This is a genomic window from Nocardioides cavernae (assembly GCF_013410035.1).
Taxonomy (GTDB): Bacteria; Actinomycetota; Actinomycetes; order Propionibacteriales; family Nocardioidaceae; genus Nocardioides; species Nocardioides cavernae_A.
This window is the reverse complement of sequence record NZ_JACCBW010000001.1, coordinates 661570-675003: the sequence shown is the minus strand read 5'-3', so window position 1 is coordinate 675003 and position 13434 is coordinate 661570. Positions and strand designations below refer to the sequence as shown.

The window sequence follows — 13434 nt, the reverse complement described above, 5'->3', positions numbered from 1 at the left end:
CACATTCCCCGGTTGGTCTGCCGGTAGGGCCCGCCTGACTTTGAATCAGGACTAGCGACGTAGGTTCGACTCCTACCCGGGGAGCTCCTCGTCCCGCGTGGGCTCGTACGCGAACCAGCCGAAGTCGCGCCCGCTCGCCCTGGCCTCGTCGAGGCTCCGCCTCATCTCACGCAACGACGGCCGAGGTGTGGCAACCGGTGGCAGCTGCTCGCGCGTCGAGGAGGTGAGGTCGCCCTCCCAGAACATCCAGAACCGCTGGCCGGCCGGATTCGAGGCGAAGAGCTCCTCGTAGTGGTCGACTGCGTCGTGAGGTGTTCCGTTGCGACGGAGGACCTGCTCCTACTGCTCCGGTGTCAGGAGCACGACCATGTCGTCGTCCCCGTCGGTCCGGACGACGTAGCAGTCGGACGCGACGTGCTCGACCTCCCCATGGCGACCGAGGACGCGCAGCAGGAGGGCGTGCTGCTCCTCGCGGTCGGGCACGTCGAACCCTCGGCGAGGGGGTCCCGTGTGCGCGACCACGTGCTCGCGCGCGGCCCGGGAGACCCGTCCGGCAATGCGCGGCGCATAGTCTTCGGGCTCGACGAATCCGCTCGCGGCGCGCCACTCCTCGTCGAGCGGCATCAGCACATGACCCTGAGCAGGTACGTCGTACCCCGCCGGGACGTCGAGCTCGAAGCGCACGTCGACCTGAGCGCCGTACGGGCCAGGGACCACCTCGAGCGATACCACCTGGACGTCGGTTCTGAAGCCGTCGCTCCGGTCGATCCAGTCGTCACCCAGCCGTCCCGGTTCGAGGTCGGGCTCGGGCGGCCGGGTGAGGATCCGGAACAGCTCCCGGGCGTACTCCTCGTCGTCCATCCCGCCATCGTTCCCGCTCCGGCCGTGGCGGCGCGATGGATTTCCACTCGTACGCGTGGAAATCCGTCAGGAGCCACGCAGCGAGTTCGCCCCACCCGGGCGCGGTGACAGACTGCGGCCATGGACAACCTCACCGTCATCGTCCTCGCCGCCGGCGGCGGCACCCGCATGAAGTCGAAGACCATGAAGGTGCTGCACCCCGTCGCCGGGCGTTCCATGATCGGTCACGTGCTCCGCGCCGTGCAGGCCGTCGAGCCGACCAGCGTGGTCGCCGTCGTGGGACACCAGCGCGAGCAGGTGGGTCCGCACATCACCGACCTGGTGCCGGACGCGGTGCTGGCCGTCCAGGAGACGCAGGAGGGCACCGGGCACGCCGTACGCATCGCGATGGAGGCCTCCGGGACGACCGCCGGCACCGTGATCGTCGCCGCCGGTGACACCCCGCTGCTCGAGGGCGAGTCGCTGCGGGCGTTCGCCGAGGAGCACGAAGCGGCGCAGCGGGCGGTGAGCATCCTGAGCGGCCGCGTGCCCAACCCGTTCGGCTACGGCCGCATCGTGCGCAACCACGAGGGCGACGTCGAGGCGATCGTGGAGGAGAAGGACGCGACCCCCGAGCAGCGCGAGATCGACGAGATCAACTCGGGGATCCTCGCCTTCGACGCGGAGTTCCTGGTCTCGGCGCTGTCGCGGATCGGCAACGACAACGCCAAGGGGGAGTACTACCTCACCGACGCGGTCGGCCTGGCCCGCGAGGACGGTCTGACGGTCGGCGCGCACCTCATCGAGGACGTCGCCCAGACCGAGGGGGCCAACGACCGCGCCCAGCTCGCCGAGCTCGGCAAGGAGCTGAACCGTCGCATCGTGACCCGCTGGATGAAGGACGGCGTCACGGTCATGGACCCCGCGACGACCTGGATCGAGGCCGACGTGGTCCTCGAGCCGGACGCCACGATCCTCCCGGGCACCCAGCTGCTCGGCGCGACCGTCGTCCACGAGGACGCAGTGGTCGGGCCCGACACGACCCTGAAGGACTGCGAGGTCGGCGCCGGTGCGCGGGTCGTACGCACGCACGGGGAGCTCGCGGTGATCGGCGAGGGGGCGACGGTGGGGCCGTTCGCCTACCTCCGGCCGGGCACCCAGCTCGGGACCGGCGGCAAGATCGGCACCTTCGTCGAGACCAAGAACTCCACGATCGGCGACGGCGCCAAGGTGCCGCACCTGTCCTACGTCGGCGACGCCGAGATCGGGGAGGGCACCAACATCGGGGCGGGCACGATCTTCGCGAACTACGACGGCGTCGCGAAGCACCGCACCGTGATCGGGCGGCACGCGAAGACCGGTTCCAACAACACGTTCGTCGCCCCGGTGGAGGTCGGCGACGGCGCCGGCACGGCGGGCGGGACGACCGTACGCCGCAACGTCCCCGCCGGTGCGCTCGCCGTCAGCAGCGCCCCGCAGCGCAACCTCGAGGGCTGGGCGGAGTCGAGGCGGGCGGGCACGGCGCAGGCCGAGGCGGCCCGAACGGCGCGTGAACAGCAGGAGAAGACCGAGTCGTGACCCCGGTCTTGGGAACGGCCCGGACGTGGGCCAGAATCAGGTCGTACAGCTCCTGAACTGCCCCCCGAGCGAGGAGTCGCGTGGCGTGACCGGAATGAAGCGCACCACCGAGAAGAACTTGATGGTCTTCAGCGGCCGGGCGTTCCCCGAGCTGGCGGGCGAGGTCGCGGACCTCCTCGAGTGCGGGCTGGTCCCGCAGGACGCGCGGGCCTTCGCCAACGGCGAGCTCTACGTCCGCTACGAGGAGTCGGTGCGCGGGTGCGACGCCTTCGTGCTCCAGAGCCACACCGCTCCGATCAACGAGTGGATCATGGAGCACCTGATCATGGTCGACGCCCTCAAGCGGGCCTCGGCCAAGCGGATCACCGTGGTCATGCCGTTCTACGGCTATGCGCGCCAGGACAAGAAGCACCGCGGCCGCGAGCCCATCTCCGCGCGCCTGGTCGCCGACCTGTTCAAGACCGCCGGCGCCGACCGCCTGATCACCGTCGACCTGCACGCCGACCAGATCCAGGGCTTCTTCGACGGCCCCGTCGACCACCTGATGGCGCTGCCGATCCTCACCGACTACGTCAAGCAGAAGTACGGCGACCAGGAGCTCGCGGTCGTCTCCCCGGACGCGGGCCGGATCAAGGTGGCCGAGCGCTGGTCGGCCCGACTCGGCGGCGCTCCTCTGGCGTTCATCCACAAGACCCGGCGCATCGACGTGGCCAACGAGGTCGTCGCCAACCGCGTCGTCGGTGAGGTCGCGGGCAAGATCTGCATCCTGACCGACGACATGATCGACACCGGCGGCACGATCGTGAAGGCCGCCGAGGCGTGCATGGCCGACGGTGCCGCCGGCGTGATCATCGCCGCGACCCACCCGATCCTGTCCGACCCCGCGGTCGACCGGCTGAAGAACTCCTCCGCGATGGAGGTCGTGGTCACCAACACCCTCCCGGTGCCCGCGGACAAGCAGTTCGACAAGCTGACCACGCTCTCGATCGCGCCGCTCATCGCGCGGGCGATCCGCGAGGTGTTCGAGGACGGCTCGGTCACCTCCATGTTCGACGGTCACGCCTAGGCAGGGAGCTCGACTGGCCCCACCGCTGAGCCTGCGAAGCGGTGACGGGGTGTGCGCCCAGCACGATCCGCCGCACCAGCGGCTACAGCGTCCGGTCGAGGTCGTCGAGCGAGTCGTTCCACGAGCGCGCGAGGACCGTCGGCACGTCCCCCTCGAGGGCGGCGGCGACCGCGGTGCGCAGCTCGAGGCGCGCCTCCGCGGTCAGCGGCAGCTGCGGGAACGCGTCGCCGATGACGTCGCCCATGCCCTGGCCGGAGCGGCGCGCGAGCGCCAGGCCGTCGATGACGTAGCGGGAGAGGTACGGCCGGAGCAGGTCGGCCTGCTCCCAGCCCCAGAAGCCCTCGCCGACCGCGTCGAACTCGTGGTTGCCGAGCTCGCCGCCCATCAGCCTCGCCCACGTCTCGGCCTTCGCCTCCGCGGTGGGCACGGCCGCCCGCGCCCTCAGGGCCGCGTGGTGACCCGAGACGGACTGGTCGCGCGCGGCCTCGACGTCGATGTGGGCGCTGTCCCCGAGCTCGGCGAGGCGGTGCACCGCGGCCCACCGCACCGACTGGTCGACGTCGTCCTGGGCCAGCCAGTCGACGAGGAAGTCGGCGTCGGCGCTCAGGCGGGCCAGCACGCGCGAGGCACCCGGCGCGAGGAGCGGGTCCCCGCCCTCCACCGCGCCGCGGGCGATGTCGGCGATCACGGCGAGGTGGCCGGCGACCTCGTCGGGGGCCGCGTAGCGACGCGTCACCAGCTGGAGCGCGCGCATCACGCCCTCGAAGACGACGGGGTGCGTCTCGGGACGCAGGTGCTGGTCGGCGAGGGCGACGAGGTCGGCCACCGCGATGACCTGCGACTCGGTGAGGTCGACGGCGGTCCACCACAGCATCGCCCGGGTCAGCTGTGACTCGACCGCGGACAGGCCGGCGGTGATCGCGGCCCAGGACTCGTCGTCGGGACGGATCACGGCGAAGGTCTCGTCGCCGGAGTTGGGCACCACGACCCGGCCCGCGAACTCCTCGAGCCGGACCGGCTCGTCGCCGAGGTGCACGTCGCGGGAGTCGACCAGCCGCATCGAGGAGTCGTACGCCGACACGGTCAGGCGGTGCGGCCGCGAGCCCTCGCGCGTCAGGACCGGGACACCGGGCCCGTCGACCGAGGTGTCGCGGGTGACGCGCAGCGTGTCGAAGCCGGTCGAGCGGAGCCACGCCTGCGCCCACCCGCGTACGTCCTTGTCCGTGGCGGCGTCGAGCGAGTCGAGGAAGGCGGCGAGGTCGGCGTTGCCGAAGGCGTGCGCGGTGAGGTGCGTGTTGACCCCGGCGAGGAAGTCCTCCTCGCCCAGCCAGTGGCCGAGCTGGGCCAGCGAGGCGTTGCCCTTGGCGTAGGTGATCATGTCGAAGTTCGCGAACGCGGTGTCCACGTCGACGATCTTCTCGGTGTCCTCCGCGATGGGGTGCGTCGAGCGCCGGCGGTCGGCGCGGTAGCCGGCGGGCTTGCGGGTGATCGCCGCCGACGTCCACGCGTCGGTGTACCCGGCGGCGGTGCCGGCGACGTCGTAGCCCATGAAGTCGGCGAACGACTCGTTGAGCCACGAGTCCTCCCACCACGTCATGGTCACCAGGTCTCCGAACCACATGTGCGCCATCTCGTGGGCGATCGTCGAGGCGACCCACTCGCGCTCGAGCTCGGTCGGGGTGCCCTTCTTGAGCGCCTCGTCGCGGTAGACCACGCAGCCGGGGAACTCCATCGCGCCCCAGTTGAGGCCGGGTGCGAAGACCTGCTGGAAGTCGGCGTAGGGGTACTCCGGCTCGAAGACCGTCGTGTAGTGCTGGAAGCACGCGCTCGTGATGCGCCTGAGCTCGTCGGCGTCGCGGCGCAGCTCGGGCTCCTGCGAGGCCCGCGCGTGCCAGCCGAACGGCAGCGTCCCGCCGGGAGCGGGGGCGTAGCGCTCGTCCCACGTCACCGACACCCAGGGGCCCCCGACCAGGGTGAAGAGGTACGACGAGAAGGGTGGCGTCCGCTCGAACGACCAGGTGTCGCCCTCGCGCGAGGCGAGGCGGCCGTTGGCGATGACCGTCCAGTGCGACGGTGCGGTCACCGAAACCGTGAACGTCGACTTGATGTCGGGCTGGTCGAAGCAGGGGATGACCTTCTGGGTGATGTCCATCGAGGTGTGCGCGCAGACGTAGCGCTCGCCGTCGGCGGGGTCGACCACCTCGGTCATGCCGTCGCCGTCGTGGACGTACGGCATCCGGGCCGTCACGCGGACGGTGTTGGTCGCGCCGAGGTCGGTCAGCGCGATGCGCCCGTCGGCGTACGGCGCCGGCTGCCCGTCGAGGGTGACGTCGGTCCCGCCGTTGAGCTCGAGGAACGACGAGGCCCCCGGCTGGGTGCACGCGAACGAGATCGTCGCCTCGACACCGAAGTCCTCGGGGGAGGTGAGGTCGAGGTGGACCTCGGTGTGGACGTCGGTCAGCAGGGCGGCGCGCTCACGCGCCTCGGGCAGCATCAGGGGCACCGGGCCACCCTAGGGGGCCGGACCCGGCGGAGCACCGGGGATTCGACCCGGCGCGACGCGCGGGTCTAGAGTTCTCGGGTTGCCTCGGCGAGGGAGCACCTGCGGGTCTCCGTGATCGACTGGGCCGGTCAGTCCGCTGCGCCGCGCTCACGATCCGGAGCGCGGCGTTCGTCGTCCCCGGGCCGGGCAACCGCCAGCCAGGCCCCAGCACCGACGGGGCCGCCGACCAGTCCAGGCTCCACAGCCAGCCCCCGAAGTATGGAGAACACCATGTCTGCTCCCGAGAAGATCGTCGCCGAGGCGCGCACCGAGTTCGGCAAGGGTGCTGCCCGCCGCATCCGCCGCGAGAACAAGATCCCCGCCGTCATCTACGGCCACGGCAACGAGCCGGTCCACGTGATCCTGCCGGGCCACCAGACGATGATGGCCCTCAAGCACGGTGGCGCCAACGCGCTCCTCGCGCTCGACGTCGACGGCTCCGAGCAGCTCGCGCTGACCAAGGACATCCAGGTCGACCCGATCCGCCGCCTCATCGAGCACCTCGACTTCGTCGCCGTCAAGCGCGGCGAGAAGGTCACCGTCGACGTCCCGATCCAGGTCGTCGGCGACGCCGCGCCGGAGACGCTGGTCGTCACCGAGAACGCCGTCGTGTCCGTCGAGGCCGAGGCCACCCACATCCCCGAGTCCTTCGAGGTCTCCGTCGAGGGCGCCGCCGCCGGCACCCAGGTCCTCGCCAAGGACCTCGACCTGCCCTCCGGCGTCACCCTCCTCGCCGACGAGGAGCTGCTCATCGTCAACGTGACCGAGCAGATCTCCGCCGAGGCCCTCGAGGCCGAGCTGGAGGAGGCCGAGGCCGAGGCCGGCATCGAGCACGACCCGTCCGACGAGGAGATCGCCGAGGCGCAGACCGAGGCCATCGCCGAGGACGCCGCGGAGAGCACCGACTCCGAGTGATCCACCGGCGTCCCGTGGTGGTGCTCCACCATGGGATGTCGCCGAATGGGCACTTCCCGCGGTCAGTTGACCGAGGGAAGTGCCCATTCGTCTGCGCACCATGGTGAAGCAGCAGGAACGGCGGAGGGACCCGAGGACATGTGGCCGTGGCGCCGACGAGGCGGATGGAAGGATGACGACATGAGCGGTGACGTCTGGCTGGTCGTCGGGCTCGGCAACCCCGGACCCTCCTACGCCGGGCACCGCCACAACATCGGCTACATGGTCACCGACGAGCTCGCCTCGCGGATGGGCTCGCCGTTCCGCAGCCACAAGTCCGCTCGCGCCGACGTCGTCGAGGGCCGGCTGTCGATCGGCGGCCCCCGCGTCGTGCTGGCCCGCGGCCGCGGCTACATGAACGAGTCCGGCGGCCCGGTCAAGGCGCTCGCGACCTTCTACAAGGTCACCCCCGACCACGTCATCGCGATCCACGACGAGCTCGACATCGCGTTCGGCACCCTGCGGATCAAGCTCGGCGGCGGCGACAACGGGCACAACGGCCTCAAGTCGATGCGCTCCTCGCTGGGCACCGGCGACTTCTACCGCGTGCGCGCCGGCATCGGCCGTCCGCCCGGGCGCCAGGACGTGGCCGACTTCGTGCTGTCGAACTACTCGACCGTCGAGCGCAAGGAGCTGCCGTTCCAGGTCTCCGACGCCGCCGACGCCGTCGAGTCCCTGATCACCGACGGCCTCGAGAAGACCCAGCAGCGCTTCAACTCCTGAGCGCGATCCTCCCCCGTATCGGGCATGAGCGCCCCCGCCGGCCGACCTACGGTCGAGGGGAGCTCTGGGGGAGTGACCATGGCGTTGGAGATGTACGTCCACCCTGTTCCCGACACGTCGGCGACGGGGATGCCACCGCGCCCGGCGGGACGGGGCCGTCGCGCGCTCGTCCTCGTGCTCCTCGTGGGCGTCGTGCTGGCGCTCGTCGGAGCGCTGGTCAACGTCGTCATGGTCGGCCGGCTCGAGCGCATCGACGGTGCCTTCGCCGGGCTCTCCGAGCGCCCAGCGGGCTCTCCCGGGCGTACGTTCCTCATGGTCGGCACGCGGCCGGGCGTCGCGGGCCCCGACGTCCCCTGGCTCGAGGGTGAGCAGTCCGTCGAGTCGGTCATGCTCGTCGAGGTCGCGGCCGACGGGTTGTCGGCCCGCGTGGACACCCTGCCCGCACGCAGCGGCGTGGATGCCCGGGCCACGTCGGGCCGGCCGAGCGACACCGTCGCCGCCGTCGAGTCGTGGACGGGCAGGCGCGTCGACCACCTGGTCGCGATCGACTGGACGACCTTCTCCCGCCTCGCCGAGCACGACGGCGTCGACGCGGCGTACGACTACGGGTCCGGCCCGGCCGCCCAGCACGCCTTCCTGGGGCGGGTCCTGGAGGGCGCCCTCCACCAGGAGCTGCGCAAGCGCCCGTGGGACCTCTACCGGGTGCTGAGCACCACGATCGACGGCACCGCCGTGGACGACGGGTGGTCCGTCGTGGAGATGGACCTGCTGGTCCTGTCGCTGCGCAACCTGCGCTCGTACGCCATCACCTACGGCGTCGCGCAACCCGCCTGACGGCCCGGGTCGGGCCGTCGCCCGCCTGCTGCCCGCGCGCCGCTCACCAATATGGGTCAAAGCACCCGTGCACCGCCCGCCGGCGGCCCTCCGGTCACCAAGATCGGAGCGTGCCGGGCGTGGGGCCCGGCGCGAGCGACACGGGGGAGATCGAGATGGCTGTTGCCAGCGTCATCATCCCGGCGCACAACGAGGCAGCGACGATCGGCCGCAACCTCAGGGCGCTGCGGGAGGGCACGCGCAGCGACGACCTGGACGTGGTCGTCGTCTGCAACGGCTGCACCGACCGCACCGCGGAGGTCGCCCGCCAGGCCGACCCGCTCGCCCGCGTCATCGAGATCGAGCAGCCGTCGAAGGTCGAGGCCGTCCGCGTCGGCAACGCGGCGACCGACGTCTTCCCGCGCATCCACCTCGACGCCGACATCGAGCTCTCCGGAGCCCACGCGCTCGAGCTCCTCGAGCCGATCACCCGCGAGCGGGTGCTCGCCACCGCGCCCCGTCGTGACGTCCCCCGCACGGGCTGCTCGCGCTGGGTCCGCTGGTACTACGACGTGTGGGAGTCGCTCCCGCAGGTCGAGGCCGGTCTCTTCGGTCGCGGCGTCGTCGTCCTGTCCGAGGAGGCCCAGTCGCGGGTCACCGCGCTGCCGCGGATGATGAGCGACGACCTCGGCATGTCCGACTCGTTCTCCGGCGAGGAGCGCCGCGTCGTCCCCGGTGCCGTCGCTGTCGTGCACCCGCCGCGCACCGTGCGCGACCTCGTCCGCCGCCGGGTCCGGATCGCGACCGGCAACGCGCAGGCCGGCCAGCTCGGCGTACGCCGCGAGTCCTCGCGCACCAGCGTGCGCACCCTGCTGGGCCTGGCCGTCTCCCGGCCCGGCCTCGCCCTCCGCCTCCCGGTGTTCGTGGCCGTCCACGTCGCCGCCCGGCTCGGTGCCCGGCGGGCGCTGAGGTCCGGGGACTTCACCACGTGGCAACGAGACGAAAGCTCCCGCTCATGACAGCTGTGTCCAGCGCGCGCCCCCCGGCGCGCGAGCAGGTCCTCGTCGCGCCGAGCGCGACCGTCGAGGACGGCGCCCGGGTCGGTCCCGGGGCCCAGGTGTGGGACCAGACGGTGGTCCGCGCCGGAGCCCAGGTCGGTGCCGAGACGATCCTCGGCCGCGGCGTCTACGTCGGCCCCGGCGCCCGCCTGGGTGAGCGCTGCAAGGTCCAGAACCAGGCGCTCGTCTACGAGCCGGCCGTGCTCGGCGACGGCGTCTTCATCGGTCCGGCGGTGGTGCTCACCAACGACACCTACCCGCGGGCCGTGACCCCGGACGGTCGCCGCAAGGGCGCCGAGGACTGGGAGGCCGTCGGCGTCACGGTCGAGGAGGGCGCGGCGATCGGGGCCCGCGCCGTGTGCGTCGCCCCGGTCCGCGTCGGCCGCTGGGCCAGCGTCGGCGCCGGTTCGGTGGTGACGCGCGACGTGCCCGACCACGCGCTGGTGGTCGGGTCGCCCGCCCGCCGGATCGGCTGGGTCGGCAGGAGCGGCGTGCCGCTCGTATCGGACAACCGCGACCGGTGGATCTGCCCGGTCTCGGGAGAGATCTACGTCGAGATCGACGGACGACTGGAGGAAGCACGATGAGCACGAGCAGCACCCGACCGCTGGGCATCGCGGTGATCGGCGCCGGCTACTGGGGCCCCAACCTGGTCCGCAACTTCGGAGGGTCCCCCGACTGGGACCTGCGCGTGGTCTGCGACCTGGACCTCGAGAAGGCCCGCCGCGTCGCCGGCCCCCACGTCGAGGTCACCGACGACCTCGAGCGCGTGCTCGACGACCCGAGCATCGACGCGGTCGCGATCGCCACCCCGGCGCGTACGCACCACGGCCTGGCCCTGCAGGCCCTCAGCGCCGGCAAGCACGTGCTCGTGGAGAAGCCGCTGGCCGACAGCGTCTCGCGCGGGCGCACCATGGTGGACCTCGCCGACGCCCAGGGCCTGACCCTGATGACCGACCACACGTTCTGCTACACGCCGGTCGTGCAGAAGATGCGCGAGCTCGTCCTCAGCGGTGAGCTCGGGCAGGTGCACTTCATCGACTCCGTGCGGATCAACCTCGGTCTGGTGCAGCCCGACATCGACGTCCTGTGGGACCTCGCGCCCCACGACCTCGCGATCCTCGACCACATCCTCCCGGGGGGACTTCCCACGACCGGCATCGGCGCGACCGGCGCCGACCCCATCGGCGCCGGCCGCGCCTGTGTCGGTCACCTGACCCTGCCGCTGCCCGACGACGGCCTCGCGCACGTGCACGTCAACTGGCTCAGCCCCACCAAGATCCGTCAGATGGTCATCGGCGGCTCGCGCCGCACGCTGGTCTGGGACGACCTCAACCCGCAGCAGCGGCTCAGCGTCTACGACCGCGGCGTCGACCTGGCCCGCACGTCGGTGGGTGCGGACGACTCGACGTCGTCGCGGGTGTCCTACCGGCTCGGCGACACCTGGTCGCCGGCCCTGCCCGAGCGCGAGGCCCTCGGCGCGATGGTGACCGAGTTCGCCGCCGCGATCCGCGAGGGACGGCCGGCGCTCACCGACGGCCGCGCCGGCCTGCGGGTGCTCGAGGTGCTCGAGCAGGCCTCGCACCGCCTCGCGGCCCAGGCCGGGACGGCGTACGACGCCGCCGGCACCACGGTCTCGGCGGGACCACCGCCGCTGCCGCGACAGGCCGCTGCCCCGACGGTCCTGGAGGGGGTCCGATGACCACGCTGCAGGGAGCCACCGCCCTCGTGACCGGCGGCGCCGGCACCATCGGCTCGACCCTGGTCGACCAGCTCTTCGACGCCGGCGTCTCCGAGGTCCGCGTCCTCGACAACCTCGTGCGGGGTCGCGAGGCCAACCTGGAGTCCGCGCTCGCGCGCCACGACGCCGACCTCCACCTGGTGCGCGGCGACATCCGCGACCGCGACCTCGTGCACGACCTGACCCGCGGCTGCGATGTCGTCTTCCACCAGGCCGCGATCCGCATCACCCAGTGCGCGGAGGAGCCCCGGCTCGCCCTGGAGGTCCTCGTCGACGGCAGCTTCAACGTCATCGAGGCCGCCACCCAGGCCAAGGTCGACAAGGTCGTCGCCGCCTCGTCGGCGTCGGTCTACGGGCTCGCCGAGCAGTTCCCGACACCCGAGTCGCAGCACCCCTATGCCAACGACACGTTCTACGGTGCGGCCAAGACCTTCAACGAGGGGATGCTCGCGAGCTTCCGCGCGATGAACGGGCTCGACTACGTCGCGCTGCGCTACTTCAACGTCTACGGCCCGCGCATGGACGTGCACGGCCTCTACACCGAGGTGCTGGTGCGCTGGATGGAGCGCATCGAGGACGGCCTGCCGCCACTGATCTTCGGTGACGGCCGCCAGACCATGGACTTCGTCTTCACCACCGACATCGCCCGCGCCAACGTGCTGGCGGCCCAATCCGGTGTCGTCCAGGGCGTCTACAACGTGGCCCGCGGCGAGGAGACCAGCCTGCTCGAGCTCGCCGAGGCGCTGCTGCGGGTGATGGGCTCGGACCTCTCGGTCGAGCACGGTCCCGAGCGCGGCGTCAACGGCGTGGTCCGGCGGCTGGCCGACACCAGCGCCGCGGAGCGTGACCTCGGCTTCGTCGCCCGCACGGGGATCGAGGAGGGCCTGCGCCAGCTCGTCGAGTGGTGGCGTCCGCAGCGCGACGAGATCGCCGCCGGCCGCACGCTCGCGGGAGCGGGACGATGAGCCTCGAGCAGGAGCTCACCCGCATCAACGTGATGCAGCCGTGGCTGGGCGAGGAGGAGGTCGCGGCCGTCTCCGAGGTGCTGCGCTCCGGCTGGGTCGCCCAGGGCCCGCGCGTCGCCGCCTTCGAGGCGGCGTTCGCGCAGGCCCAGCAGGCCGAGCACGCGATCGCCGTCAGCAACTGCACCACCGCCCTCCACCTCGCCCTCGTGGTCGCCGGCGTGGGTGCCGGCGACGAGGTCGTCGTGCCGTCGCTCTCCTTCATCGCCACCGCCAACGCGCCGACCTACGTCGGTGCCACGCCCGTCTTCGCCGACGTCGACGAGGCCACGGGCAACCTGACCCCCGCCACGATCGCCACGGTGGTCACCCCGCGGACGCGCGCGGTGATCGCCGTGGACCAGGGCGGGGTGCCGCTGGACATGCAGGCCATCCGGGCCTTCTGCGACCCGCTCGGGATCACCGTGATCGAGGACGCCGCCTGCGCGGCCGGCTCCACCGCCCACGGCCGCCCCGTCGGCGCGGGGGCGGAGATCGCTGCCTGGTCGTTCCACCCGCGCAAGCTCCTCACCACCGGTGAGGGCGGCATGGTCACCACGTCGCGGGCCGACTGGGCAGCGCGTGCCCGGCGCCTGCGCGAGCACTCCATGAGCGTGTCGGCCGCCGACCGCCACGCGAGCGTCCTGGCCAGCCCCGAGACGTTCGACGAGGTCGGCTTCAACTTCCGGATGACCGACCTGCAGGCCGCCGTCGGGATCGTCCAGCTCGGGCGGCTGCCCGAGATGGTCGCCCGCCGCCGCGAGCTCGCCACGGCGTACGCCTTCGCCATCGCGCAGCTGTCCGGGCTGCGGATGGTCGCCGATCCCGCGTGGGGCACCACCAACTTCCAGTCCTGCTGGGTCGAGGTCCTGCCCGAGCACCCGCTCGACCGCGAGGAGATGATGATGCACCTCGCCGGTGCGGGCATCTCGGCTCGCCGCGGGATCATGGCGTCGCACCGCCAGCCGGCGCACTCGCACCGCGACCACGTCGCCCTCCCGGTCACCGAGCGGCTCAACGACCAGACGCTGATCCTGCCCCTCTTCCACCAGATGACCGGTGCCGAGCACGAGCGCGTCGTCGACGCGCTCGAGTCGGCGTGGCGACCGTGAGGGCGC

Annotated in this window: 12 protein-coding genes and 1 tRNA gene; 11 read left to right on the top strand and 2 right to left on the bottom strand. The window is 72.0% G+C overall.

What is annotated here, in order from left to right:
* Positions 1 to 5 precede the first annotated feature (5 nt).
* Positions 6 to 84 (top strand) — tRNA-Gln (locus F4692_RS03275).
* Positions 85 to 339: 255 nt separating this feature from the next.
* Here F4692_RS03275 and F4692_RS03270 read toward each other — a convergent pair.
* Positions 340 to 861, bottom strand: a complete 522-nt coding sequence (locus F4692_RS03270; protein ID WP_179618184.1) for a hypothetical protein — start codon at positions 859 to 861, stop codon at positions 340 to 342.
* 120 nt (positions 862 to 981) lie between these two features.
* Between F4692_RS03270 and glmU the strand changes: the two genes are divergently transcribed.
* Positions 982 to 2418: a bifunctional UDP-N-acetylglucosamine diphosphorylase/glucosamine-1-phosphate N-acetyltransferase GlmU gene (gene glmU, locus F4692_RS03265; protein WP_179618183.1), complete on the top strand. Its 1437-nt coding sequence runs from the start codon at positions 982 to 984 to the stop codon at positions 2416 to 2418.
* A gap of 94 nt (positions 2419 to 2512) precedes the next feature.
* On the top strand, positions 2513 to 3484 hold the full coding sequence (locus F4692_RS03260) for a ribose-phosphate diphosphokinase (protein ID WP_179618182.1): 972 nt from the start codon (positions 2513 to 2515) through the stop codon (positions 3482 to 3484).
* A gap of 82 nt (positions 3485 to 3566) precedes the next feature.
* Here F4692_RS03260 and pepN read toward each other — a convergent pair whose 3' ends face one another.
* Positions 3567 to 5978, bottom strand: a complete 2412-nt coding sequence (gene pepN / locus F4692_RS03255; RefSeq protein WP_257029622.1) for an aminopeptidase N — start codon at positions 5976 to 5978, stop codon at positions 3567 to 3569.
* A gap of 279 nt (positions 5979 to 6257) precedes the next feature.
* Here pepN and F4692_RS03250 point away from each other — a divergent pair, with 279 nt between their 5' ends.
* The 8 genes from F4692_RS03250 to F4692_RS03215 all read left to right on the top strand — a co-directional run bounded on the left by F4692_RS03250 (position 6258) and on the right by F4692_RS03215 (position 13428).
* The gene (locus tag F4692_RS03250) at positions 6258 to 6941 is read left to right on the top strand and encodes a 50S ribosomal protein L25/general stress protein Ctc (protein ID WP_179618180.1); all 684 of its coding nucleotides are present in this window, start codon (positions 6258 to 6260) and stop codon (positions 6939 to 6941) included.
* A 180-nt stretch (positions 6942 to 7121) separates the two neighbouring features.
* Entirely contained in the window at positions 7122 to 7703 is a 582-nt protein-coding gene (pth, locus tag F4692_RS03245; protein ID WP_179618179.1) for an aminoacyl-tRNA hydrolase, read from the top strand.
* 78 nt (positions 7704 to 7781) lie between these two features.
* A complete protein-coding gene (locus F4692_RS03240; RefSeq protein WP_179618178.1) occupies positions 7782 to 8537 on the top strand; it encodes a hypothetical protein in 756 nt (251 codons plus the stop codon).
* A gap of 155 nt (positions 8538 to 8692) precedes the next feature.
* Positions 8693 to 9535, top strand: a complete 843-nt coding sequence (locus F4692_RS03235; RefSeq protein WP_179618177.1) for a glycosyltransferase family 2 protein — start codon at positions 8693 to 8695, stop codon at positions 9533 to 9535.
* Positions 9532 to 10161 (top strand): acyltransferase, encoded by a 630-nt coding sequence (locus tag F4692_RS03230; protein WP_179618176.1) that lies wholly within the window; start codon positions 9532 to 9534, stop codon positions 10159 to 10161. Before F4692_RS03235 ends, F4692_RS03230 begins: the two co-directional genes overlap by 4 nt.
* Entirely contained in the window at positions 10158 to 11276 is a 1119-nt protein-coding gene (locus F4692_RS03225; RefSeq protein WP_179618175.1) for a Gfo/Idh/MocA family protein, read from the top strand. Before F4692_RS03230 ends, F4692_RS03225 begins: the two co-directional genes overlap by 4 nt.
* Positions 11273 to 12280 (top strand): NAD-dependent epimerase/dehydratase family protein, encoded by a 1008-nt coding sequence (locus F4692_RS03220; protein WP_179618174.1) that lies wholly within the window; start codon positions 11273 to 11275, stop codon positions 12278 to 12280. Before F4692_RS03225 ends, F4692_RS03220 begins: the two co-directional genes overlap by 4 nt.
* Positions 12277 to 13428 carry a DegT/DnrJ/EryC1/StrS family aminotransferase gene (locus F4692_RS03215; protein WP_179618173.1) on the top strand — a complete coding sequence of 384 codons (1152 nt, stop codon included), beginning with the start codon at positions 12277 to 12279 and terminating at the stop codon, positions 13426 to 13428. Before F4692_RS03220 ends, F4692_RS03215 begins: the two co-directional genes overlap by 4 nt.
* The last annotated feature ends 6 nt before the right edge of the window (positions 13429 to 13434 follow it).

What these genes read in the sequence shown, in the direction of transcription:
- F4692_RS03230 (WP_179618176.1), top strand. Translation starts at nt 9,532, where the DNA reads ATGACAGCTGTGTCCAGCGCGCGCCCCCCGGCGCGCGAGCAGGTCCTC.
- F4692_RS03260 (WP_179618182.1), top strand. Translation starts at nt 2,513, where the DNA reads ATGAAGCGCACCACCGAGAAGAACTTGATGGTCTTCAGCGGCCGGGCG.
- F4692_RS03240 (WP_179618178.1), top strand. Translation starts at nt 7,782, where the DNA reads ATGGCGTTGGAGATGTACGTCCACCCTGTTCCCGACACGTCGGCGACG.
- F4692_RS03270 (WP_179618184.1), bottom strand. Translation starts at nt 861, where the DNA reads ATGGACGACGAGGAGTACGCCCGGGAGCTGTTCCGGATCCTCACCCGG.
- pth (WP_179618179.1), top strand. Translation starts at nt 7,122, where the DNA reads ATGAGCGGTGACGTCTGGCTGGTCGTCGGGCTCGGCAACCCCGGACCC.
- F4692_RS03220 (WP_179618174.1), top strand. Translation starts at nt 11,273, where the DNA reads ATGACCACGCTGCAGGGAGCCACCGCCCTCGTGACCGGCGGCGCCGGC.
- glmU (WP_179618183.1), top strand. Translation starts at nt 982, where the DNA reads ATGGACAACCTCACCGTCATCGTCCTCGCCGCCGGCGGCGGCACCCGC.
- F4692_RS03250 (WP_179618180.1), top strand. Translation starts at nt 6,258, where the DNA reads ATGTCTGCTCCCGAGAAGATCGTCGCCGAGGCGCGCACCGAGTTCGGC.
- F4692_RS03235 (WP_179618177.1), top strand. Translation starts at nt 8,693, where the DNA reads ATGGCTGTTGCCAGCGTCATCATCCCGGCGCACAACGAGGCAGCGACG.
- pepN (WP_257029622.1), bottom strand. Translation starts at nt 5,978, where the DNA reads ATGCTGCCCGAGGCGCGTGAGCGCGCCGCCCTGCTGACCGACGTCCAC.
- F4692_RS03215 (WP_179618173.1), top strand. Translation starts at nt 12,277, where the DNA reads ATGAGCCTCGAGCAGGAGCTCACCCGCATCAACGTGATGCAGCCGTGG.
- F4692_RS03225 (WP_179618175.1), top strand. Translation starts at nt 10,158, where the DNA reads ATGAGCACGAGCAGCACCCGACCGCTGGGCATCGCGGTGATCGGCGCC.